This window comes from Helicobacter sp. 11S02629-2 (assembly GCF_002272875.1).
GTDB lineage: Bacteria > Campylobacterota > Campylobacteria > Campylobacterales > Helicobacteraceae > Helicobacter_I.
The window spans coordinates 64685-87173 of sequence record NZ_MLAN01000006.1 but is presented as its reverse complement, the minus strand read 5'-3'; the positions used below and the strand labels follow the sequence as shown (position 1 = coordinate 87173).

Genomic DNA, 22489 nt, shown 5'->3' with positions numbered 1-22489 from the left:
TTTTGTGTAATAAGCTTTTTTAAGCATATTTAGTTGAAATATACTTGGTTATAAGAAATTCATAAGATTTTTTAAAAAAGTAGCACTACGTTTACGCACTACAAGATTGTTTTAAACTTGCCTAAAGATTACTGCTTTAAGTAAGAGACTTTAAAAATAGATTCTATAAATATTTATCTACCCTTTAAACTAGACAAATGCCTCATAACACAACTTGCCAAAAAAAAGTCATCTTCATCATCTATATCTATACCTTTAAGAGAGGGCATTAAAAAAGGCTTTTTGTTATCATTTAGCCTAGTATCTTTTGTAAAGTTTTTTAGGTTGTTTATATAAAGGGCTCCATTAACCTCAAAAAGTGCCAAGTAGTCTTGCCTTCTATAAGCTTTAGTCTTACTCACACTTTGTAAAAAGCCTTTTTCATCTATACTTCTAAGTAAGTTTATATGCTTTCTAGCTTTGCAAACAGCTACTACATCTTCTTTAGATTCCACAAAAAGCTTAAAAGCACTCCTTATATCACTAGCATCTCTCAAAGGACTAGTAGGCTGCAAAAATACTAAAGTATCAAACTCTAATCCTAACTCTTTTAGAGATTCTAAGCTTTCAGCTATAACCTCACTAGCACTAGCAAAGTCGCTAGAGTTCTTCTCACTTCTTAAAAAAGGCACCTTTGCACCGTATTTTATAGCTATATCTGCATACTCCAAACTATCAGTGCTAACTAAGACATAATCACACACCTTAGAATCTAGTGCTGCTTTTATAGTATAAGCTAGCAAAGGCTTTCCACAAAACTCTTTTATGTTTTTATGAAGCAAGCCTTTAGAGCCACTGCGTGCTGGGATTAGAGCTAGGGTTTTTAAAGACTTTAAAGCTATCTTAGACACTACATACCCCATCTTAGATCTATAAAGTTCTTTTGTACTTTTAACTCCCAAAGTTCTTTGCCTTCTAAGATCTCTTTAAACTTAAGGCTTGCTTTTCCATCTCCAAACTCACCTTGCACAGCTTCTTGCCTAGTGCTTTTAGAATCTTTTTTATCTTTTATGGTCTGCAAAGCTGTGCTTAAGTCTTTTGGAGATTCTATATGGGTTATAAGTGGGTTTGCATCATATCTATTAGTCTGTCTTAGACCTATATCTATGCTTGGAGTACCAAAGATAGGGGCTTCTCTAACTCCAGCTGAGCTATTACCTATGATGGATTTGGCGTGTTTTAGAAGGGTCAAAAACATCTCAAAACGCAAAGATGGGAAGAGGGCAAAGTTTTTATTACCGCTTAAAGCTTTTAGTCTTTTTAAGATTATCTCACTACCTAAGTCATTATTAGGATAGATGACTACAAAGTTTTCTTTACTTGCAACCAAGGCTTTTACTACCTCATCTATGTCTTTTTTTAGAGAGCTTATACTAGTAGTAACTGGGTGAAAAGTAAGTATGTGAAAGCTTTCAAAATCTATGCCATAGTAGTTTTTTGTAGATTCTAAGCTAGGAAGATTAGCACTAAGCATGATGTCTATATCAGGACTTCCTATCTCATAGATATACTCTTTTGCCTCTCCAAGCTGCATTAGCCTTTGTTTGGCTTTGGCGTTTGCTACAAAGTGGATGTGAGAAAGCTTACTTACTGCGTGCCTTATGCTTTCATCTATAGTGCCACTTACTTCACCACCTTCTATATGGGCTACTAAGATGTTGTTAAATGCCCCAACTATAGCCCCTCCAAGGGCTTCTAGCCTATCGCCATGTACTACTATTAAATCTGGCTTATAAGATTTTATAAACTTAGAAAAGTCTTTTATAGTATGACTTAGGTTTAAGTCCATAGACTCTTTTCTTTTATAAGGCTTGCCTAAAAAGACATTTTCAAAGCCATCTTTATAGATCTCCATGTAAGTAAGCCCGTACTTTTTAAGTAGGTGCATACCACAAGCAAATATATGAGTTTTGAAGTTTTTGGAATCTAGAGCCTTTATAAGAGGCTTAAGCTTGCCATACTCTGCCCTTGAGCCAGTTAGAAATACTATCTTTTTTATATCTTGCTTTTTGTTTTTTACGTACTGCTTAATGGCTAACTCCTTTTAAAGTCTTAAGGCTAAATTCTAACATTAAAAGGGAGTTAGTACTAAAAAGATTCTAGCCTGAGATATCTAGCAAATGCCTATCTGGCTTTAAAAGCATGTCTTCTTCTCTAGTAGCTTTAGCATAGCTATATCTTTTTTTAGGCTTAGACTTTTCTCCAAGTTGCTCTTTTGCCTCTTCGTCAAACTCATGTTTTGCGGAATCTCTATCTGGATTTAAAGCATCGCTTTCTTCAGTGGGTCTTACTTCTTGAACTTGATTTAGTGCGTCAGCAAAAAGCTGTTGGTTAAGCGGGAGTGGATGGGTTAGGTTATTAGCTTGCAAGTTAGCAGTTACTGAACTAGCTTGGTTGATGTAGGTTAGATTAGCTATAGGACTTAATGCCATGTCTGCTCCTTTAACTATAGAGTTATGTAGACTGAAGAGTATTTATTATAAGTTACAAAGGCGTTGCTTTGTACTTTTAAGTCTCTCCTATAAGTATAATCGACCAAAAACTTCCCAGATTCTAAACCATTAAGTCGACAAAGCAGTTCTCCTGCATACTCTAATAAAGTAGAATCTATCTTTGAAGTATGTAAGATCATATGAGATGAAGGCCTATCTTTTAGGTGCATCCATATGTATTTTGCCTTAGCATCTTTTAAAAGCTTTGCATTTTCTGCTTGACTTTTGCCCACACTTATCTTTATGTCTTTATAAAAAAAACATCTTTCTTTTTTGGAATCTTGGCTTTTAGACTTTTGTGTGTGCTCTAAAAGCTCAAGCATGTTTGTATTTTCTGTAAGGCTTAGTTTTTCTTTTAAAAGGACTATCTTAGATTCTAAGTTAGCCCTTTGCAAGGAGATATTTTTAAGTTTTCTTTTTAGCTTTTTAGCTTCACTAAAAAGGGAGTTTGCTAACTCAGTAGAACTAGGAAAGGCTTTTATCTTATAGACTTTTTTATCCATAGTAAGCTTAGTTGCATAAGGGGGGATGAGTGATAAGTTTGATAAAACAAAGTTAGCTAAAGTGTAATTTAGTCTTACTTTGGCTTGTAAGTCTTCATCACTTAAAAGACTATCTAGCACACTTTGTAATGTAGCTATTTGCTTTGATATAGCTGCTTTAAAGCTAGCTTGTTTTTGTCTTACTAAGTCTTCTTGTAAGTCTATATATCTTTGCTTAAGGCTTTTTTGCACTGCTTCTAAGTTGGTAGTTTCTTTTAAAGTCTTAGTAAAGCTTGGCTGGGGAGTTGGGATATAAGGCATCTTTAAGATGATATCTTCTTTATAGTGAAGTGCTGCTACTACTTTAGAATCTACTAGCAAGATAAGGTTAGTGCTTCTTGGGATTAGATTTATGACAAGGCGGGAGTTAAAAACCTTATAAGCATTTTTAACTTCTAAGTCTAAAAATAAGATCTTATTTAGTCCATCTAGAGTGCAATCTAGTATCTTAGATGAGGAAGCAAACTTGCTTAAAGCCATATCAAAAGGAGAAGAGTAAGTCTTAATGCTAGTAAGCTCTCTAGTTTCAAAGATATCGCCACTTTGCAAGTCTAGGTAGTAAAAGTCTTTATCCATCCTAAGGGCTACTAGGTTATCTTTTATACGTCCTATATGGTTAAGCTTAGGCTTGCTTTTAAAAAGTGTAGCGACATCTTTTAGGTCTTGAAGCTTCATAGTAGCCACCTTTTTTTTCGCAAAATCTCTAAGTCTACATTTACACCTTCTAGTTTTATAAGACTTTCTGTTTTAGATTCTAAGCTTTCTAGGCTAGCTTTTTTTGCTGCGTCTTCTTCTTTGGCTAGCTTATATTTATCTTGCATAAAGATAGCACTTTTAGGATAGCCACTTTTCCCTCTTGCAAACTCAAATAGTCCTAAAACATCATCCACGCTATAAGGTAGCATAAAAGAGGCTATATCACAGATCTTTTTAGAGCATAGTGCGTCTTCATAGGCTCTATGCTGCACTGGCACTTCTAGTCCTAAAAAGTCATTTAAAAAAGATATAGAGTACTTTTTTGAAAGGATGGTTTTTTTAGCAAGTAGTAGGCTGCAAAGCTTTGGGTTTAACATAAGAGGCATATTTTTATATCTTAAAGTGTCAGCTATAAAGTTATAATCAAAGTCTATGCCGTGTGCTACAAAGATGCTTTCACCTAAAAAGGCTTTAAACTCACCTAAGACCTTATTAGCTAAAGGGGCGTCTTTGGTCATATCTGGAGTTATGCTAGTTAACTCTTGTATATTTTCTGGGATCTCTTCTACTCTTACTAGGCTTTGAAAAGTCCCTAATATCTTGCCACCTTTGCACTTTAAGGCCCCTATCTCTAAGAGTTCATCTTCACTGGGGCGAGGGCCTGTAGTTTCTATATCCACAAAGCAAAAAGTTGCTTCATCTAAGCTAAGACCCTTTAAAGAGCAAGTTACAAAGTCTTCATCCCAAACTATAGGCATGCCATAAGCTTTTAGAACTTCTAGTGTCGTGTCATCTTCTAAGCTGTTATCTATAAGAGTGCTTAAAAAACCTTCTAGCTTTTTGCTTAGGGCGTCTTTTAAAGAAGTATTAACTTGGAATCTATAATCAAAAAGTCGCCTTATGTTTTTCATAAACACATCTTTAGGTATAGGGGCTTTGTAGAGGGCTTCTACTAGCTGATTATAGTGGTTAAACTTCATTTTGGGCTATCTTGGCAAAGACGCATGAACTGGGACTTGCAAGGACTTTATAGCCTCTTTTCTATCTTTGGACTTAAATATATAGTTACCTGATACTACGACATCTACTCCAAGAACACTAAGCCTATGTATATTTTTATCACTTACGCCCCCATCTACTTCTATTAAGCAGTTTGGGTTAAGACGCGTTATCATCTCTTTAAGCCGCTCTATCTTTTTGAAAGTAGATTCTATAAAGCTTTGACCGCCAAAGCCCGGATTAACACTCATAAGTAAGACCATGTCAAGATCTTGTAGTATGTACTCTAAGGTGCTAGGGTCTTCGTGGGGGTTAAGTACGACTGAAGGACTTATACCTTCTTTTCTTATCTTTTGTATGCTTCTATGAAGATGGGTAGCCCCTGCTAAGTGCACACTCATGAACTTTGGCTTTAGTGGGCTAAAAAGATCTATAAAAAAGTCAGTATTTTCTACCATTAAGTGCACATCTAGCGGCAAACTAGTGATACTTTGTACATTTTCAAGCACTAAAGGACCTATAGTCATATTAGGCACAAAGTGACCATCCATCACATCAATGTGCAACATATCACTAGAGCTAACACTAAGGATGTCTTCTCCTAGTCTTAAAAAGTTTGCACTTAGTAAACTTGGACTTACTAGTACATGCTTTTTGGCACTTTTAGATTCCATATCTTTTTGTTTATCTGTGCAAATCTTACTCATACAAGTCCTATCCATGATAATTTGGTGCTTCTTTAGTTATATCTACATCATGCACGTGGCTTTCTCTTAAGCCTGCTTGAGTTATCTGTACTATATCAGCCCCCCACATATCTTTTATAGTACTAGCACCTAGATAGCCCATAGAACTTCTTAACCCACCAATTAACTGATACATAACATCGCCTACTTTTCCTCTAAAAGGTACTCTTCCTTCTATGCCTTCTGGTACTAGCTTATCGACAGCTGTTCCTTCTTGGAAGTACCTATCACTACTTCCTTTGGTCATAGCACCAATTGACCCCATGCCTCTATAGCTTTTATACTGTCTTCCTTGATAGATGACTAAGTCGCCCGGACTTTCTTCAGTGCCTGCTAGTAAAGAGCCTATCATAACACTACTTGCACCCACTGCTAAGGCTTTAGCTACATCTCCTGAGTACTTTATACCCCCATCAGCAACTATAGGCACACCGTGTTTTTTGGCTACGTCTGCACAGTTTGATATAGCACTTACTTGAGGCATACCAACTCCTGCTACTATCCTAGTAGTACATATACTGCCAGGTCCGATTCCAACTTTTATGGCATCAGCACCCGCTTCTATTAGATCAAGTGTAGCTTTTGGAGTGACTACATTACCCACTATGACATCTATGCTAAGCCTAGACTTTAGCTCTCTTAAAGTATTAATGACATTTTTTGAGTGCCCATGCGCACTATCTAAAACTAGCACATCAATATCAGCCTTTGCTAACTCTAAAGCCCTATCTATATGTCCTACTCCTATAGCACCTCCTACTCTTAAGCGCCCTTTAGAATCCTTATTAGAGCAAGGATACTCTATGTTTTTTTGTATATCTTTTATGGTGATAAGCCCTTTTAAGACATTATCTTTATCTACTAAAGGAAGCTTTTCGATTCTATGTTTATGCATGATATCTTTTGCTTCATTTAAGCTTATGCCTACATTTGCAGTGATAAGAGGAGCTTTGGTCATGACATCGCCCACTCTTTTGTCCATATTAGTCTCAAAACGCAAGTCACGATTAGTTAAGATTCCAATTAATACGCCTTTATCATCAATCACTGGCACACCTGAAATCTTATAAGTATCAGTTATATTTCTAGCTTTTTGTAAAGAATCATAAGCGTGGATAAATATAGGGTCTGTGATTATCCCGCTTTCACTTTTTTTGACTTGGGCTACTTGCTTAGCTTGCTCTGCAACTGGCATGTTTTTGTGGATTATCCCAATGCCACCAATGCGCGCCATAGCTATAGCTGTTTTAAATTCAGTTACTGTATCCATAGCAGCACTTAAAAAAGGAGTGTTAAGGGTGATGTTTCGAGTTAGATTTGAGTTTAGATTGGTTTCTTTTGGGAGGATGTCAGAGTAGGCTGGGACTAGTAATATATCTTCAAATGTGAGGGCTTTTTGGATATGTTGCATGTTGGGTATCCTTGGGGTTTGGTTTGTTACACGTGATTCTACATTTCTTTGCCAAATTTTCTATTAAACTGGGGTAAGTATTTATAGTTTTATATTTTAAGATTAATTCTTATTTTTAATATTCTTTTAAGTTTAGCTCTGATAATATACCACTCATAAATCAAATGATTTACAACATTAGATTTAGTTTTCGTGTAGCAATTCCTTTGATACATTAAAAGTCCTTTAAGTTTTGGGTTAAGTTAAAGAACATTTTACGCATTATCTTCCTTTACACACACACTGGCGTCTTCTTTTTTCACAATATGAAAGAGGGCGCAAGCTTTATTAGCAAAGCTCCAATTTAGTAAATTTTTAATCTTGCAAACTAAAGAAAATATAATCTTTATCTTAAATAGAATCTATACTACTTTTTAAACATATCTTTATGATTAAAATCTTAGGTGTTATGTATCTAATTAGATCTAATTAGACTTGGATTATAAAAATTAGATTTTGTATTAGCATAGCTTTAATCTTTTAGTTAAAAAGCTTTATTAACCTTTTTACATCTATCACTACACGCTTTAGTCTACTAGCCCTAAAACCTCTTATGAAAGTTCTCTAAAAATGCCACTGCCCTCTCAGTTTTAGGATGGGAGAAAAACTCCTCACTACTAGATATCTCAACTATCCTTCCTTCACTCATAAAAACTATTCTACTTGCAACCTTCCTTGCAAACTCCATCTCATGAGTGACTATAAGCATGGTCTGATCTTTTATATTACTTATAACGTTTAAGACTTCACCTACTAGCTCAGGATCTAGGGCAGAAGTTGGCTCATCAAAAAGTATGACTTTAGGTTTTAAGGCAAGTGCTCTAGCTATGGCTATACGCTGTTGTTGTCCACCACTAAGCATATGGGGGAAAACATCTTTTTTATCTTCTAGCCCTACTTCTTTTAGTAGACTTAAAGCTAGCTTTTCACTTTCTTTTTTATTTTGCTTATAGACTACATTTAAGGCTAGAGTGATGTTGTGAAGTGCAGTTTTATTAGCAAAAAGATTATAGTTTTGAAAGACCATGGCAGTTTTTTTACGCATATTTAAGATGTCTTTTTTGTTGTACTTTTTGGCATCAAACTTATAGCCATCTATGATAAAACTACCACTACTTGGAATCTCAAGTAAGTTTAGACACCTTAAAAGTGTGCTTTTGCCACTGCCACTAGGGCCTAGGAGTGCTACTATCTCGCCTTTTTGTATGCTTAGGTTGATATCTTTTAATACATCTAGTTTGTTAAAACTTTTATAAAGCGAAGATATGGTTACCATGTCAGTTGATTTTACAAGCTTGCTAGTTTCTTTTTCATGCACAAAGTCTTCTGTTGCTATCACATTAGCCATTTACTAAATCTTCCTTTTGTGCAAACTATGTCTTTTTTCTAACTTACCAAATATCTTTTCTAGCACTACAGATATCACCCAGTAGATGACTGCTGCTACTAAAAAGACAGTAAAAACTGACCTCGTATTGGCTATTTCTTGGTTTACTAGACCCATTACCTCAGGGATAGTAGCGATACTTGCTAAAGAGGTATCTTTTATAAGCAAGATTATGAAGTTAGAAAGATTAGGCATGGCATTACTTAAAGCTTGAGGTATGATGACATGAAAGAGGGCTTTAGATGTACTCATGCCCACAGAGTAGCTAGCCTCCATCTGAGAGTGAGGCACGCTTAAAAGGGCAGACCTAAAGATCTCACTTAAATACGCACTAGAGTATAAGACATATACAAAAAGCACGTAGTAAATCGCCCCTAAGTCCCTTATATAAGGGTAGATACTAGTATCTTTTAAAACTAAAGGAAGCCCTTGATAAGCTAGTAATATTTGAACTAGTAAGGGCGTGCCTCTAAAAAAAGATACATAGACTCCAGCTAGCCACGAAAAGAAAAAGACTTTATATATACGAAGAAGACTTAGTATAAAGCCTATGATGCTTCCTATCACAAAGCCCACTATCATTATAAGCAGGGTATAAGGCAAGCCTTTTATAAGACTTACAAAAACTTCTAGTATGTAGTGAAACATCTATTTGACTATAGCCTTTGAGTTTATAGAATCTAGGCTTGTTTGATCATCCCCAAACCACTTAAGTGAAAGCTCTTTTAGCTTACCACTATCTATAGCTTTTTTAAGATCGACATCGATTCTATCTCTTAGGGCAGTGTCATTTTTTTCATACATAAAATAGATTGGGTTTATTGCAAAAACTAAAGGCAGTGCTTTTAAGTTAAGATGCTGTGTTTGTGCTTGATACTTTATACTTGCTGGGTCATTAAGCGTGCCATCTATCCTACCAAGACTAAGGTCAGTTAAAAGAGAGTTTAAGTCTTTGTAGTACTTAATCTTGAAAAGATTCCCATGTGCTTTGTCATAGTTTTCTAAAGTCAAAGTGTGATTAGCTCCTATATTTGCACCTAAAGTTTTCCCTTTTAAGTCAGCTACAGTTTTTATACTGTCATCACCTCCTCTAACTATAAGCTGAGAAGTGCTTATAAAGTAAGGATACTTGCTAAATATATACTTTTCTTCCCTTACTTTAGTTTTCCCTATCTGATTAGCTATAACGTTAAAACGACCTGAATCTAGACCTAATATAACGCTAGCCCAAGGCACACCACTATACTTTATAGTTAGATTAGGGTCTATCTCACCTATAGCCTTTATCACATCTAAGTCATAACCTAAAGGCTTGCCATCTTTTATACTAGTAAAAGGATAGTAAGCATCTTCATGCCCAACCCTTAACTCCATAGGCTTACTTAAGTCTACATCACTTGCTTTAGAATCTACTTTAGATTCCATATCGTTATTTGTTGTTTGAGTGCTTGCTTTAGCACTTGATGTTGAAGCGTCAATAGAGTTTTGTGAAGTTTGAGTGCTTGTCTTGTTGTGATTGCTTGCTTCACCTTGGCAGGCTATAAAAAAGATGCCTATGACTAAGATTCCAAGGTATTTTAGATAGTTGTTAAGATATTTATTTTGAATGTTTTTTGTTAAGTTCATGTCTTTGCCTAGTTGTTAAAATTTAAATTAGTCTAGATTTTAACTTACTTTCACTTACAAGTGAGACAAAACTAATGCCTTTAGTGCTTTTTACGTTACTAAAAGCGTGCATTAGCTTTGCTAACTTTTATGAAAAGCTTAGAATCTTGCTATGTGCAAAAACTAAAAAAGTAAAAATATAAAATCTAGCAAAAGGCAAAGTCTTAGTTTCTACAAAGCGCCCTAAAGGTTATAGGCTTTGTAGTATCTCTTGCTACACTTTTGGCTTCCTTGCTTGATATCTTGTCTTGCTTGCTATCTTTATGTGTTCCATCATGGCTTTGACAGGCTATGAAAAATACACCTACTGCTACTATCCCCAAAAACCTCAACTTATTTGTTTTTAGTTTGTTTATATTTAGCTTATTCATCTTGGTTATACCTAACTTTTAAGATTTTAATTGTGATAATTAATTTTAACTTATTTTACTTGCAAGAAAGATAAAAAAGGGATAAAACTAAGTACTTTCTTATGCTTATAAAGATGGACTAAAACTGCCTAAAAAGCCTAGGTAAAAGTTTTAAATCTAGCTAGGCTTTAAGCTTGCAAAGTCTTTAGTGTATAAACTTAAAGTCATACTCCAAGCTTCCATCTAGTGAGTTATAAACATTTTTAAACCCTAGTTTTGTAAGCCTTGTGGACATGACTTGACTTTGAGTGCCTGTATAGCAGTGTACTACAAACTTCTTATCTTTATTTTTTTCTAGCATAGGAAGAAAAGGTGTTATATCATCATTTAAAGGGATATTTATAGCACCTTTAAGGTGACCTTTTTCATAGTCTTCTTTAGCCCTAACATCTATTATCAACACATTCTTTTTACCAACACTTGCTTCTACATCTTCACCTAATATACTTGTATAAGTATAAAGTGCATAGCCTTTAAACTCATCATAGCCTTTAGCTATCTTTATATCTTTAAAACCTAGTTTTTTAAGCTCTTTTAGCACAGACTTAGTTTCACTTGCCTTGTTTGCTATAAGCACTAAAGGAAAGTCTTTGTACTTAGTTATAAAGTGCTTATCTAGCGTTTTTAGTGCCTTCTTATCTAAGTTTATAGCAAACTTTAAGTGACCTTTTTTATACTCTTTCTTAGATCTTATATCTATAACTAAAATCTTTTCTTTTAAAGATCTATCATCTTGCATATGCTGCAAAGTTTCACCTGAGAGTATATTGCTTGCTTTTAAGTCTATGCTGCTACTTTGATTATCTTTTGAGCTAGTTTTAGCACTTGCAAGATTCCCAAAAGAGGCTAGAAGAAAAAAGCTAGCTAGTAGTTTTAGACTTATCTTTAAAAGCTTAGTCATCTTTAGATCCTTTTTAATATTATCTAGTCTTATAAGTCTAACATAAGTGCTTTTTGCATAGCTGCTATATGTTTTAAAGACTTTAGCATCACTAGTAGTTTTTGCTAACATTAAGACTAGCTAAAACATAACTCAAAGGATACATAATGAAAAAGTTGGTATTAAAAGGGTTTATAGTAGGAGTGTTTTTAGCTAGTAGTTTTGGCTTTGCTACTTCGCTAGAACGGTTAAATCAGGCATGTGATAGTGGCGATATGGCTTCATGTGGGAGGCTTGGTAAGACCTATTATACTGGGAGAGAAGCACCAAGGGATATGGCTAAAGCCCTTATGTATCTTAAAAAAGCCTGCGATGGTGATGTGGCAGATTCTTGTAATGCCCTTGGATACTTTAGCGAATATGGAGATGGTATAACGCAAAGTTATGAGGGGGCTTTTAAGCTATATACTAAGGCTTGTAGGCTAGGTAGTGCTAAAGGCTGTTTTAATCTAGGAGTGTTTTACTTTAAGGGAATGGGTGTAAAGCAAGATAAGATTAAGGCAAATGAGTACTTTAAAAAATCTTGCAAGCTAGGTAATAAACTAGGCTGCAAAAATGCTGACATTATGCACTACTAAGCTTTTAGCTTTTAAGCACTAAAGTGCTTAGTTTAAACTTTTATAAAAAACTAGATTCTAAAAACTTAGAATCTAAAAAGATTCTACTTAGTAAAGCTTTGCCCTAGCGTTTCTTCTAAAAAGGCAAGTGTTTGGATGTAGCGTATCTTTTGGTCTACTAGCTGTATTTGGGAATCTACATAGGCGTTTTCATAAGTTATGTATTCAAAGAGGTTAGATTTTTGTGCATCATAGGCTAGCTTGGTTAAGGCTGCAAGTTTACGTTTTATCTTGATGTCTTCTTTTGCTATCTCTATATAGTGCTTTAATATATCCATCTGTTCTAAGTAGGATTTAACCTTTATGTGAAGTGTGTTTTTTGTGATATTAGACTTATATATAGTGCTTTGATTTAGCACCATATACTTAGCTTTTAAGTGGGTTTGCTTTCTAGTTATGGGCAAAGGGATTTGTACATCAAAAGCAGCTCCTGTAGAAAGACCAGTTGTATTAACCCCAAGGCCAACTATTAAATCTCCTGCCGGGAAGATATCCCTCCCAGCCTGCCTAGCTAAAAGCTCATAGCCCTTACTTTGTGCTTGGAGTATGTTTAAGTAAGGAGATTTTTCAAGCATGCCTAGTACTTGACTTTTTTCTAAGTCATCAAAGTTTATCTCTAAGCCCTGTACCATTAAGTCATTTTTATTATTAGTTATAGTTCTTTCTACTTTCTTTAGACGCAAAAGCTCACTAGTAGTATCAGCTAGTATGGAAGATATATCTTTTTTAGTAGTGCTTTCTAAAAACTCAGCATCTTTTAGTCCTAAAATCACATAGAGGTCTTGCTGTGCTTTTATAAGGTCATTTTTAGTAGAGATGCTTATTAGATTAGCAGCTATGTAGGCGCTTTCAAAGTTTACATAGTCTTTTTGACTGATGCTTCCAGCATCTAGCTTTTTTTTGGCTATGTTTAAAAGTGTTAAAAAGTTTATCTCTCTTTGGATGTCATATCTATACTTTTCTTTTATGGCCATATAGGTTAGATACATCTTTTTTGCATTTATAAAAGCTATGTTTTTTACAAGCTCTGTAGCTTCTTTATACTCTAGTCCTTTTACTTTTAGGGCTTGCTTTAAAAGTGAGTTAACCCAAGGAAGCGTGGGTCTTAGCATAAAAAGTGTAGTTGAAGTAAAAACTGTGCCTCCACCTATGCCACTAGGCTCTGTATTACCCGTAGCTTGTATATAGGGGAACTGCCAAGAGAGGTCGCTTTTAGATTGGTTAATCTGGCTTTCATAGTTTGCTTTGTTGTCATTTAGCTCTAAGGAGTTGGAATCTATGGCACGCTTAAAGTCAGATAAGCTTAGCACTTCTGCAAAGGTAAAATTTATAGGCAGTAGTAATATAAGTGCTAAGGCTTTAAATCTTAAGTTTAGTCTCATAGGCTGTATCCTTTTGTTGTGTGGGGTTTTGGCTTTTTAAAGTTTGTGTTATGAATGTTAGCACGCTTATATAAAAATAGACTAATTCTTAATAGTAGCTTATAGCTTATTAAGATATTAGTTTTAAAACTAGCTAAATATTAAGTAAATACTTAAGCTTGCAAGGAAAATGTGACTTTTACTTTAGTTTGTTATGTGGCTTAATGCTTTTTTTATTTTTAAAAACACCTTTTAGATTCCAAAGATGGAATCTAAAATCATAAAACCTATCTAGCACTTAGTGTTCTTACAAGCTCTACTAACTTGATAGCATTTTCTCTAGGTAAATCTGGAAGCATGCCATGACCTAGGTTAAATATATGCCCTTCTTTTTTACCCATAATCTCAATTATATGCTCAACTCCTTTTTTCATAGCATCAAAGTCATAAAGTCTTGCAGGCTCTAGGTTTCCTTGTAAGACGTACTTTGATCCAGCTTTGTGCTTGGCTTCTTCCATAGGGGTTTGATAGTCAACACCCAAAACATCAAAGTTGCCATTTAGTTTATGTAAAAAGTTTCCAGTACCCCTTGGAAAAAGTATAACTGGGATTCTAGGGTGTTCTCTTTTTATATACTCGCTAATTTCTATCATATAGCTAAAACCAAACTCCATATAAGCACTATCTTCTAAGGCATTCGCCCAAGAATCAAAAAGCATAACTGCATCAGCCCCTGCTTTTATCTGAGAATCTAGATAGCCTTTTAACTCGCTGGTTAAAACTCTCATTAAGGCGTGTAGGGTTTCTGGATTAGAATAAAGCATCTTTTTAGACTTAGCATAGCTTTTACTTCCTTGACCTTCTATCATGTAAGTTGCTAGTGTCCATGGCGCACCACAAAAGCCAATTAACGCCTTAGACTTATCAAGCTTAGCTCTAGTTAAAGAAATAGTTTCATAAACGTAGTTTAAGTCTTTAAAAGCACCCCTTTTAAGATTCTTTATAGAATCTAGACTAGTTATAACTTCTAAAAACTTTGGCCCCACATGGTTTTCAAAGACTAGATCTAGCCCCATCTCATGAGGAAGCATCAAGATATCGCTAAAAAGTATCGCAGCATCTACATCTAGCACATCTATAGGCTGCAAAGTCACTTTAGAAGCAAGGCTAGGGTTTTTACACATGTTTAAAAAGCCACCCGCTTCATGTCTTACTTCTTGATACTCACTTAAGTATCTTCCCGCTTGACGCATCATCCATATAGGTGTATAAGGCGTAGGTTTTCTAAAGCAGGCATCTATAAAAATATTTTTACTCATTAGCTTTTTCTCCATGTTAGATTTCTTTAATTATAAACTATACTTTTTGTATATAAATACCAAGACAAAGGCTAGTAGATGAAATACGCTTTTTTATATCCCGGACAAGGTTCACAAAGTCTAAATATGGGCTTAGATTTTATAGATAACTTCAAAGTAGCAAAAGAGTTAGAAGAGAGGGCTAGTGAGGCTTTAGGGCTTAAGCTTAAAGACTTGCTAAAAGATGAATCTAGGCTTAATCAAACTCAGTTTACCCAACCTGCTATCTTTGCTGTAAGTGCTATGGCACAAGCTGTTTTTGAAAGCGAAAGTGAGATTAGACCAAGCCTTGCTTTTGGGCACTCTTTAGGTGAAGTAAGTGCTTATTCAATAAATGGTGGGACTAGTTTTGAAGAGGGGGTTAGGCTAACTCATAAAAGAGGTGAGTTTATGGCAAAGGCTTGCGAGAAGTATGAGTGTGCTATGTTAGTAGTTTTAGGACTTAAAGAAAGTCTTTTAAAAACTATGTGTGAAGAGGTAAGACAAAAAGGCGCTAAAGTCTATGCCGCTAACTTTAACTTAGAAGGTCAAACAGTGCTAGCAGGCATCAAAAAAGACTTAGAATCTTTTATGCCAGTTTTAAAAGAAGCAGGGGCTAAAAGGGCTTTACTTTTAAATATGTCAGTTGCTAGCCACTGTGAGCTTTTAGAAAGTGCGTGTACGCCTTTTAAAGCACTTTTAGAATCTAGCCTGCAAGATAGCAAAGTTGAAGTTATAAGTAATGCAAATATAAACCTTTATAAAACTAAAAATGAAGCTATAACTAACTTAACTAGTCAGCTAGTCATGCCAGTTAGATATCATGAGTGCGTAAGCCTTGCAAAAGAAAAGGGCATAACTTGCTTTATAGAGTTTGGTAATGGTACAGTTTTGGCTGGGTTAAATGCAAAGCTTGATGCAAGGACATTAAGCGTAAACAATATAGAAGGTCTAAAGGCTACTTTAAGCAAACTATAGACTTGAAAGTAGAAAGGGCGATACATCGCATCGCACTAAGTATATAAGGGATAAAAATGGTAAAAGCCAGACAAAAAACCATACGCGTATTCGAGTTTGAAGAAGGCACCTTAGATGAGATAAAAGCCTATACTTTAAAGCATGCAGAGCTTTTAAAAAACTACTACTTTAGTTTTAAAGATGAACTTTTAGAATCTATTAATGATGATAATTTAAAAAAACTTTTAAGTTCTATGAATATGCAATACCTTGAGTTTAAAGAAGTCAAAAACGAAGAAGTTGATGATGGACTTAGTCTTTTTGAAGATGAAGATATAGACACTTATCCTGCTTTTGATGAGACTAAGATCTTAGATTCTTTAAAAAAAGCAGCCCTTTTAAAGCAAGAAGGCAACTTAGAAGATGACGTAGAATCTAGTGCTGCTATAGAAGAAGGTGCTGACACTGTGGTTATAAACAGGCATGTTAGAAGTGGTGAAGAAGTCTTTGCTGCAGGGGACTGTGTCATAAGGGGTAACATACATAGTGGGGCAAGTGTAACTTGCATGGGTAGTCTTAGCATACTTGGCAAAAAGTGCGAAGGAAATATTAACTGTGATGGCGATGTGCTTATTTTAAGAAATATATTTATTGGAAGAGTAACTTTTCAAGGTAATATTTTAAATAAAGAAGATTTAGAAAGAATCAATCAAAACTCTGAGCTAAAGATGCTAAGGTTTAACCAAAAGCTAGAGATAACAGAGTTAAATCCACTTTAAGTAAGGAGCAAGTGATGAAACAGCGAACCATAGCTAAAAGAGTGGAGCTAGTAGGCATAGGACTTCATAAAGGAGTGCCAGTTAACTTGGCATTAGAGCCACTTCCTGCTGATAGCGGTCTAGTTTTTTATAGAAGTGATCTTGGTGTGTCTGTGCCTTTAAAGCCAGAAAATGTTATAGACACAACTATGGCCACGGTTATAGGTAGGGAAAAAGCAAAGATTTCTACTATAGAGCATCTTCTTTCTGCAGTGCACGCTTATGGTATAGATAACTTGCGCATAGTGCTTGATAATGAAGAAGCCCCTATAATGGATGGATCAAGCATAGGCTTTTGCATGCTTATAGATGAAGCGGGCATACAAGAGCTAGATAAGCCTAAAAAAATCATCTCTATAAAAAAAGCCGTTGAGGTTAGAGATAAAGATAAGTTTGTAAGAGTTGAGCCAAGTGATTCTATAATCTTTGACTTTACTATACGCTTTCCTCACCCAAGTATAAAAGAGCAAAGCTATAAGTTTAACTACAGCCTTCAAGCCTATAAAGAAGAGATAGCAAGGGCTAGGACTTTTGGCTTTTTGCAAGAAGTACAACAGCTTAGGGCTATGGGGCTTGGGCTTGGCGGAAGCTTTAGCAACTGCATAGTCTTAGATGAGAATGGAATCTTAAATAAAGAAGGCCTTCGTTTTAAAGATGAGTTTGTAAGACATAAAATCCTAGATGCAATAGGTGATATGGCACTTCTTGGCATGCCTTTAGTTGGCAGCTATATATCTTTTGCAGGAAGTCATAAGCTAAATCACTTTTTAACAGAAAAGATTCTAAGTGATGCAAGTAGTTATGAGATAGTAGACTTACAAGATAAAGTAGAAGATAAGGCACTTCAGACTTCATTTTCTTATGCTAGAGACTAAGATATAACTAGTAGATGACTGTAGCACTCCAAACCCTGATACCTCCCTTTCAGGTGGGAATCTACAGTGATAGTTACACAAAACTTGCAAGCTTTTCTTTTGAAGGCATGCTAGTTCACTCCTTGCGCGCCCTTTTTGGTGCACTTTTAAAACAAGACTTTGATAAAAGTTTTTTTGATGCTAAGGCCTTAAGTGTGCTTTTAGGTGATATAAGCCTAGAATCTATTTTTTATGCTAGAGGTGTTGGGAATCTAAGTGCTATGAAGCTAACTCATATAGCACTTCAAACCTTGCATAAAACTAAAGGCATAACATTACATGCTAGTGATATCTTTAGCTTTTCACAGAGTAAAGAGATAAAAGCCTTTGGGGCTATGAGCTATTTTTTAAAAGAGGAGAGGCTAGAAGAAGGTCTTACAAGAAAGATAGTTTTAGAAAAAAGCATAAGTCCACATTCTAGCTTTTATATGCCAGAAGTTTTAGATATATCTGAGTTTAAACAACCCTTAGAGCCACTTTATATAACTAACTACTTATAGATCTCTTTTTATAAGAAGGCTATAACTTTATATCATGTGCCAGACTTGTGCAACAAGTCGTAGCAATCATATATTTTTAAACTACATATACAAAACCTACGTTGATAAAAACTATATAACTCATTTAGATTCTAAGCAAGAAGTGTTATCACCTAAGTTACAAGCTTTTTGATAGTAGCTTTTAGCAAGCATGGAATCTTTTTTACCGCTAATGCCATTTTTGTAGATAGAAGCTAAAGATGTACAAGCGTTTGCACTACCAAGCTCGCAAGCCTTAGCATAAAGCTTGCTAGCGGTTTGATAGTCTTGTGCTATACCACTGCCAGAAAAGTAAAGGTTTGCTAGGCTGTTGCAAGCTAGGGCGTTGTTATTATCACAGTTTCTTTTGTAGTAGCGTATCTCATCATCCCTGTTTGGATTAGTAAAATGCTCAGTGTTTTGCAAGTGAGAAGGGCTAAAAAAGTCATTTAGCGAGGTTGGGTTTGCATAAGCAAAGCCAGCTATAAGCAAAGCTCCTAATAAGATTCCTTTTTTCAACTTACCACATCCTTATAGTTTTAGTTGTTTTAAAGCAGAGCAAGATCGCATATCTCCTAGCTTGCAAGCCTTTGTAAGGTAGCCTTTTGCCGCTTCTTTGGTCTTAGCATCATCTTTATGCATAAGGCTATTTATAGCTAGGTTATAACAGCCAGCAGGACTGTTTAACTCACAAGCTTTTTTAAACATAGCACTTGCTTTATTATCATCTTGTGCTACACCCTTGCCAAAGCTATAAGCTATACCTAAGTTATAGCAGCCTTTAGCACTATTAAGATTGCAAGACTTGTTAAAAAAACTAACTGCTTTGCTGTAGCCTTGCATATTGCCATTTTTTTGTACGCCTTCTTTGCTTTGTGCTTCTTTAGCAAGGGCTTCTTGTGCATAGACTTGACCAACTAAAGTGCAACCTTCACCTGATTTTAACTCACAAGCCTCATTAAAGTAGGTGATAGCCTTTTTAGCATCATGCTTTATAACTTCGCCTTCATTATAAAGTGAGCCTACCATGATACAGCCTTCAAGGTCTTTTAAAGAGCAAGATTTTTTAGCATAATTAAGTGCTTTTTCATAGTCAGTTGGAGCATCTTTACCGTTATAGTACATTCTTGCTACCTCTTTGCAACTGCTTGCATCTTTCAAATCACACTTCTTAGCTAAGTCTTTTAAAGAGCTAGCATAAAGTGCACTTATGGCTAGTACTGTAGCTAAAATCACCACTTTTTTCATATTTTGTCCCTTTATATGACTTAATCCTTTGTCTTTTTAAGACTTACTAACTAAAAATACCACTTAACTAAAACAGTCCGCCTTCATCCTTACTAGTATTTGTATTTTGACTTCCACTAGAATCTGATGTGCCCTCACTTCCACCTTCTAAGCCTTCATCTTCTATATTTTCATCTACATCTTCTTTAGCACAAAGACTTACAAAGACTACTTTATCAGGGGCTACTACATTTACGATCTTTACACCACTAGTGTTACGCCCAGCATTTCTAATATTAGCAATATCTACTCTTATCATCTTGCCTAGGCTTGTAAGAAGCATTAGATCTTGGCTTTCATCTTCAACACTTACCACACTTACAAGATTGCCAGTTTTGTTAGTTAGCTTCATAGCTATAACACCTTTGCCGCCACGGTTTTGGATTCTATAATCACCCGCAGTAGTTTGCTTGCCTATACCAAGTTCTGAGACGCTTAAAAGCTTATCGCTATCGCCTCTTAAAGTAGTAGCGGCTATGACGTAGTCGCCTTCTTCTTTAAATCTTATACCTGTAACTCCACGACTTACACGACCTATCTCTCTTAAATCATCCACATTAAAGCGGATGCAAAGACCTTTATAAGTAGCAATGAAAAGCTCTTTTATGTTTTTATCAACTATGTGAGTGCTTACTAACTCATCATCTTCATCAAGGTTAATAGCCCTTACGCCTACATTTCTAATATTGCTATATTCATCTAAGTTAGTTCGTTTGACTATGCCTTTTTTAGTGAAAAAGACTAGGGATTTTTCATCAGAGAAGTCTGTAGTTGTAATAGTTGTAGTTATCTTTTCGTTTTGTTGGAGATTTACAAGATTAACTACAGCTTTGCCAATGGCTGTTCTACTAGCTTCTGGAATCTTATAAACTTTTAGCCAGTAAAGCTGACCGCGGTTAGTGATAAGCAAGATAGTATCGTGAGTATTGGCAGTAAAAAAGCTTTGTATAAAGTCATCATCATGGGTATTAGCCCCAATTTTTCCTTTGCCACCTCTGTTTTGTTTTTCGTAGTTTTTAAGAAGCACACGTTTTACATAGCCTCTATGACTCATAGTTACAACTACTGGTTCATTAGGGATTAAGTCTAACACATCTATAGCATCATAGTTGTCTTCAATCTGAGTAAGGCGAGGAGTGCTAAAAAGCTTTTTAGATTCTAAAAGCTCTTCTTTGATGACTTCATTTAGACGCTCTTCACTTTTTAGAATCTTATTAAGCTCTTCTATAAGCTCTAGTACTTCTTTATACTCTTGTTCTATCTTGTCTCTTTCTAGTCCAGTAAGCCTTTGAAGCCTCATCTCTAGAATCGCTTTTGCTTGAAGGGCACTAAGCTTAAACTTCTCCATTAGCCCATCAGTTGCACTTTGTGCATCTTTGCTAGCTTTTATAAGTTTTATGACCTCATCTATATTATCTAGTGCTATAACTAGCCCTTCTAGTATATGTGCTCTTGCACGTGCTTTTTCTAGGTCAAAGATAGTTCTTCTTATGACGATAGTTTTTCTGTGCTGTAAGAAAAGATTAAGCAGCTCTACAAGGGTAAAGACTTTTGGCTCTTTATTATCAATAGCAAGCATGATTATTCCAAAAGTGACTTCTAGTTGGCTTGATTTAAAAAGATGATTTAGCACTATCTCACTTAAAGCTTCTTTTTTAAGCTCGATAACTACACGCATCCCTTCTCTATCGCTTTCATCTCTAACTTCGCTTATACCTTCAACTATCTTTTCTTTAGCAAGCTCGCTAATTTGCTCCACTAAACGGGCTTTGTTTACTTGATAAGGTATCTCATCGATGATGATAGAATCTTTATGTTTATTAGTTTCGATATGAGTTTTAGCGCGTATCTTTATGCGTCCGCGTCCTGTGGCGTAGGCTTCTAAGATTCCACTTCGACCATAGATTATCCCACCTGTTGGAAAATCAGGCCCTGCGATAAACTGCATAAGCTCTTCTAAGTTAGCATCTTTATTATCTATTAAATGTAAAAGGCAGTCTATGACTTCATCAGTCCTATGTGGAGGTATATTAGTAGCCATACCTACAGCTATCCCACTACTACCATTTATCAAAAGGTTTGGAATCCTAGTAGGTAAGACATCTGGCTCTTTTAAGGTGTCATCATAGTTTGGTGTAAAGTCAACTGTATTTTTCTCTATATCTTTTAGTAGCTCTTCACTAGCTAAGGTCATACGCGCTTCTGTATAACGCATAGCAGCGGCTTTATCGCCATCAATTGACCCAAAGTTACCTTGCCCATCAATTAATTCTAGTCTCATAGAAAAAGGCTGGGCTAGTCTAACTAAAGCATCATATATAGAGCTATCACCATGGGGGTGATACTTACCCATAACGTCCCCAACGATACGGGCTGACTTTTTATAAGGCGTTTTGTGGGTTATGTTTAACTCACTCATAGTATAAAGTATACGTCTATGAACCGGTTTTAAGCCATCTTTAGCATTGGGCAAAGCCCTACCTACTATGACACTCATAGAGTAGTCAAGATAGCTTTCCTTCATAGACTGATCTATGTGTATCTCTTTTACATTGTTCTCCATTAAATCTCCTTAAAACTAGGCTTTATTATACTCAAAAGAGGCTTTGTTAAGGCAGGTAAAGCTTTCAAACGCCATATGCTATTTTTCTTTTAGTAGATAGTAGGTAGGAGTTTTAGAATCTTTCTTGTAAGGTTTAAATTTGTCTTCTTTTTTTATAGAGTAGTCTAGGTCAAGACTTGGGGTTTTGTAGTCATAGTGCTTTAGTTTTTTGGGTATGAAGTTTTGGAGGGCTTTTATCTTTTTGCTTATATCTAAATAGTAGTTTGTAGCCATCCTATTAGCCCTATGATTTTTCTCCCACGAAAAGCCTTTGTTATAGCTTTTAATGATGCTTTTAAAGTTGCCCTTCCTTATCCTCTTCCAGTACTTTAACTCATCTAAGGCTATAGAGCTTGCAAACTCAGGATTAGAGATAAGCATCTGTCCTATGATATTACGCAAGAACTTAGAATCTCTATATTTAGTATATTTTTTAATTACACCCGGTATTAGTGCGTGATAGATTCCAGCACTTGGGTCTTGGAAGTTAAGAAGATACTCCCCACTACAAGATTCTTGCCAAGCAATAGCTGCCATGGTGTAGCCAAAGCCATGTTCCTTTCCGTATAGATAGGCATAGAGTAAAACGTCAATTTGTTGTTTGCTAAACTCATTTATATGAACGCACTTTTGTTCAACTTTGAAGTTTAATTCAGTTCCAAAGACTAGCAAAATGTTAAATATAATAAAGATTAAAACTTTTTTTAGCACT

23 protein-coding genes are annotated in these 22489 nt (G+C 35.5%); 5 read left to right on the top strand and 18 right to left on the bottom strand.

Features of this window, described 5'->3' with window-relative positions; all coding sequences use genetic code 11:
- Positions 1-173: 173 nt before the first annotated feature.
- The 12 genes from BKH40_RS05210 to BKH40_RS05155 all read right to left on the bottom strand — a co-directional run bounded on the left by BKH40_RS05210 (position 174) and on the right by BKH40_RS05155 (position 11327).
- On the bottom strand, positions 174-902 hold the full coding sequence (locus BKH40_RS05210; RefSeq protein WP_143428456.1) for an acylneuraminate cytidylyltransferase family protein: 729 nt from the start codon (positions 900-902) through the stop codon (positions 174-176).
- Positions 890-2038, bottom strand: a complete 1149-nt coding sequence (neuC, locus tag BKH40_RS05205) for a UDP-N-acetylglucosamine 2-epimerase (RefSeq protein WP_095277543.1) — start codon at positions 2036-2038, stop codon at positions 890-892. The genes BKH40_RS05210 and neuC overlap by 13 nt, the downstream gene beginning before the upstream one ends.
- A gap of 100 nt (positions 2039-2138) precedes the next feature.
- A complete protein-coding gene (locus BKH40_RS05200; RefSeq protein WP_095277541.1) occupies positions 2139-2471 on the bottom strand; it encodes a hypothetical protein in 333 nt (110 codons plus the stop codon).
- 14 nt (positions 2472-2485) lie between these two features.
- Complete coding sequence (locus BKH40_RS05195; protein ID WP_095277540.1) at positions 2486-3748, bottom strand: DUF814 domain-containing protein; 1263 nt, start codon at positions 3746-3748, stop codon at positions 2486-2488.
- Entirely contained in the window at positions 3745-4749 is a 1005-nt protein-coding gene (locus BKH40_RS05190) for a 3'-5' exonuclease (RefSeq protein WP_095277538.1), read from the bottom strand. The genes BKH40_RS05195 and BKH40_RS05190 overlap by 4 nt, the downstream gene beginning before the upstream one ends.
- Before the next feature lie 6 nt (positions 4750-4755).
- Complete coding sequence (gene rpe / locus BKH40_RS05185) at positions 4756-5475, bottom strand: ribulose-phosphate 3-epimerase (RefSeq protein WP_257842521.1); 720 nt, start codon at positions 5473-5475, stop codon at positions 4756-4758.
- A 7-nt stretch (positions 5476-5482) separates the two neighbouring features.
- Positions 5483-6925, bottom strand: coding sequence for an IMP dehydrogenase (guaB, locus tag BKH40_RS05180; protein WP_095277537.1), 1443 nt, complete (start codon positions 6923-6925; stop codon positions 5483-5485).
- Positions 6926-7505: 580 nt separating this feature from the next.
- On the bottom strand, positions 7506-8240 hold the full coding sequence (locus BKH40_RS05175; protein ID WP_095277616.1) for an amino acid ABC transporter ATP-binding protein: 735 nt from the start codon (positions 8238-8240) through the stop codon (positions 7506-7508).
- A gap of 75 nt (positions 8241-8315) precedes the next feature.
- The gene (locus tag BKH40_RS05170) at positions 8316-8999 is read right to left on the bottom strand and encodes an amino acid ABC transporter permease (RefSeq protein ID WP_095277535.1); all 684 of its coding nucleotides are present in this window, start codon (positions 8997-8999) and stop codon (positions 8316-8318) included.
- On the bottom strand, positions 9000-9977 hold the full coding sequence (locus BKH40_RS05165) for a transporter substrate-binding domain-containing protein (RefSeq protein WP_095277534.1): 978 nt from the start codon (positions 9975-9977) through the stop codon (positions 9000-9002).
- 203 nt (positions 9978-10180) lie between these two features.
- Positions 10181-10387 carry a hypothetical protein gene (locus BKH40_RS05160; protein ID WP_095277532.1) on the bottom strand — a complete coding sequence of 69 codons (207 nt, stop codon included), beginning with the start codon at positions 10385-10387 and terminating at the stop codon, positions 10181-10183.
- Between the two features lie 184 nt (positions 10388-10571).
- The gene (locus BKH40_RS05155; RefSeq protein ID WP_180675133.1) at positions 10572-11327 is read right to left on the bottom strand and encodes a rhodanese-like domain-containing protein; all 756 of its coding nucleotides are present in this window, start codon (positions 11325-11327) and stop codon (positions 10572-10574) included.
- 146 nt (positions 11328-11473) lie between these two features.
- Here BKH40_RS05155 and BKH40_RS05150 point away from each other — a divergent pair, with 146 nt between their 5' ends.
- Positions 11474-11944, top strand: a complete 471-nt coding sequence (locus tag BKH40_RS05150) for a tetratricopeptide repeat protein (RefSeq protein WP_095277529.1) — start codon at positions 11474-11476, stop codon at positions 11942-11944.
- An 83-nt stretch (positions 11945-12027) separates the two neighbouring features.
- Here the strand turns inward: BKH40_RS05150 and BKH40_RS05145 are convergent, their stop codons facing one another.
- Together BKH40_RS05145 and hemE are read right to left on the bottom strand one after the other, a co-directional pair.
- Positions 12028-13365 carry a TolC family protein gene (locus tag BKH40_RS05145; RefSeq protein WP_095277527.1) on the bottom strand — a complete coding sequence of 446 codons (1338 nt, stop codon included), beginning with the start codon at positions 13363-13365 and terminating at the stop codon, positions 12028-12030.
- Positions 13366-13631: 266 nt separating this feature from the next.
- Complete coding sequence (gene hemE / locus BKH40_RS05140) at positions 13632-14678, bottom strand: uroporphyrinogen decarboxylase (RefSeq protein WP_257842520.1); 1047 nt, start codon at positions 14676-14678, stop codon at positions 13632-13634.
- 63 nt (positions 14679-14741) lie between these two features.
- Between hemE and fabD the strand changes: the two genes are divergently transcribed.
- From fabD to BKH40_RS05120, 4 genes are read left to right on the top strand one after another with little or no spacing between them, the layout of a single operon-like run.
- Positions 14742-15659: an ACP S-malonyltransferase gene (gene fabD / locus BKH40_RS05135; RefSeq protein ID WP_095277526.1), complete on the top strand. Its 918-nt coding sequence runs from the start codon at positions 14742-14744 to the stop codon at positions 15657-15659.
- A gap of 56 nt (positions 15660-15715) precedes the next feature.
- Entirely contained in the window at positions 15716-16417 is a 702-nt protein-coding gene (locus tag BKH40_RS05130) for a hypothetical protein (protein ID WP_095277524.1), read from the top strand.
- Between the two features lie 14 nt (positions 16418-16431).
- Positions 16432-17331: a UDP-3-O-acyl-N-acetylglucosamine deacetylase gene (gene lpxC / locus BKH40_RS05125; RefSeq protein ID WP_095277522.1), complete on the top strand. Its 900-nt coding sequence runs from the start codon at positions 16432-16434 to the stop codon at positions 17329-17331.
- Between the two features lie 14 nt (positions 17332-17345).
- Positions 17346-17870 (top strand): hypothetical protein, encoded by a 525-nt coding sequence (locus BKH40_RS05120; protein WP_095277521.1) that lies wholly within the window; start codon positions 17346-17348, stop codon positions 17868-17870.
- 120 nt (positions 17871-17990) lie between these two features.
- On the opposite strand, the gene BKH40_RS05115 is transcribed toward BKH40_RS05120, so the two are convergent.
- From BKH40_RS05115 to BKH40_RS05100, 4 genes are all read right to left on the bottom strand, one after another.
- Positions 17991-18407 (bottom strand): tetratricopeptide repeat protein, encoded by a 417-nt coding sequence (locus BKH40_RS05115; protein ID WP_095277519.1) that lies wholly within the window; start codon positions 18405-18407, stop codon positions 17991-17993.
- 12 nt (positions 18408-18419) lie between these two features.
- Positions 18420-19136, bottom strand: a complete 717-nt coding sequence (locus BKH40_RS05110) for a tetratricopeptide repeat protein (protein WP_095277518.1) — start codon at positions 19134-19136, stop codon at positions 18420-18422.
- A 67-nt stretch (positions 19137-19203) separates the two neighbouring features.
- On the bottom strand, positions 19204-21738 hold the full coding sequence (gene gyrA, locus BKH40_RS05105; RefSeq protein ID WP_095277516.1) for a DNA gyrase subunit A: 2535 nt from the start codon (positions 21736-21738) through the stop codon (positions 19204-19206).
- 78 nt (positions 21739-21816) lie between these two features.
- Positions 21817-22488: a hypothetical protein gene (locus BKH40_RS05100; protein ID WP_095277514.1), complete on the bottom strand. Its 672-nt coding sequence runs from the start codon at positions 22486-22488 to the stop codon at positions 21817-21819.
- Position 22489: the final 1 nt, after the last annotated feature.

Bases quoted from the DNA above. Each gene is read 5' to 3' on its own strand.
- BKH40_RS05210 (WP_143428456.1), bottom strand. From the start codon at position 902: ATGGGGTATGTAGTGTCTAAGATAGCTTTAAAGTCTTTAAAAACCCTA.
- BKH40_RS05200 (WP_095277541.1), bottom strand. From the start codon at position 2,471: ATGGCATTAAGTCCTATAGCTAATCTAACCTACATCAACCAAGCTAGT.
- BKH40_RS05195 (WP_095277540.1), bottom strand. From the start codon at position 3,748: ATGAAGCTTCAAGACCTAAAAGATGTCGCTACACTTTTTAAAAGCAAG.
- BKH40_RS05190 (WP_095277538.1), bottom strand. From the start codon at position 4,749: ATGAAGTTTAACCACTATAATCAGCTAGTAGAAGCCCTCTACAAAGCC.
- rpe (WP_257842521.1), bottom strand. From the start codon at position 5,475: ATGAGTAAGATTTGCACAGATAAACAAAAAGATATGGAATCTAAAAGT.
- guaB (WP_095277537.1), bottom strand. From the start codon at position 6,925: ATGCAACATATCCAAAAAGCCCTCACATTTGAAGATATATTACTAGTC.
- BKH40_RS05175 (WP_095277616.1), bottom strand. From the start codon at position 8,240: ATGGTAACCATATCTTCGCTTTATAAAAGTTTTAACAAACTAGATGTA.
- BKH40_RS05170 (WP_095277535.1), bottom strand. From the start codon at position 8,999: ATGTTTCACTACATACTAGAAGTTTTTGTAAGTCTTATAAAAGGCTTG.
- BKH40_RS05165 (WP_095277534.1), bottom strand. From the start codon at position 9,977: ATGAACTTAACAAAAAACATTCAAAATAAATATCTTAACAACTATCTA.
- BKH40_RS05160 (WP_095277532.1), bottom strand. From the start codon at position 10,387: ATGAATAAGCTAAATATAAACAAACTAAAAACAAATAAGTTGAGGTTT.
- BKH40_RS05155 (WP_180675133.1), bottom strand. From the start codon at position 11,327: ATGACTAAGCTTTTAAAGATAAGTCTAAAACTACTAGCTAGCTTTTTT.
- BKH40_RS05150 (WP_095277529.1), top strand. From the start codon at position 11,474: ATGAAAAAGTTGGTATTAAAAGGGTTTATAGTAGGAGTGTTTTTAGCT.
- BKH40_RS05145 (WP_095277527.1), bottom strand. From the start codon at position 13,365: ATGAGACTAAACTTAAGATTTAAAGCCTTAGCACTTATATTACTACTG.
- hemE (WP_257842520.1), bottom strand. From the start codon at position 14,678: ATGGAGAAAAAGCTAATGAGTAAAAATATTTTTATAGATGCCTGCTTT.
- fabD (WP_095277526.1), top strand. From the start codon at position 14,742: ATGAAATACGCTTTTTTATATCCCGGACAAGGTTCACAAAGTCTAAAT.
- BKH40_RS05130 (WP_095277524.1), top strand. From the start codon at position 15,716: ATGGTAAAAGCCAGACAAAAAACCATACGCGTATTCGAGTTTGAAGAA.
- lpxC (WP_095277522.1), top strand. From the start codon at position 16,432: ATGAAACAGCGAACCATAGCTAAAAGAGTGGAGCTAGTAGGCATAGGA.
- BKH40_RS05120 (WP_095277521.1), top strand. From the start codon at position 17,346: ATGACTGTAGCACTCCAAACCCTGATACCTCCCTTTCAGGTGGGAATC.
- BKH40_RS05110 (WP_095277518.1), bottom strand. From the start codon at position 19,136: ATGAAAAAAGTGGTGATTTTAGCTACAGTACTAGCCATAAGTGCACTT.
- gyrA (WP_095277516.1), bottom strand. From the start codon at position 21,738: ATGGAGAACAATGTAAAAGAGATACACATAGATCAGTCTATGAAGGAA.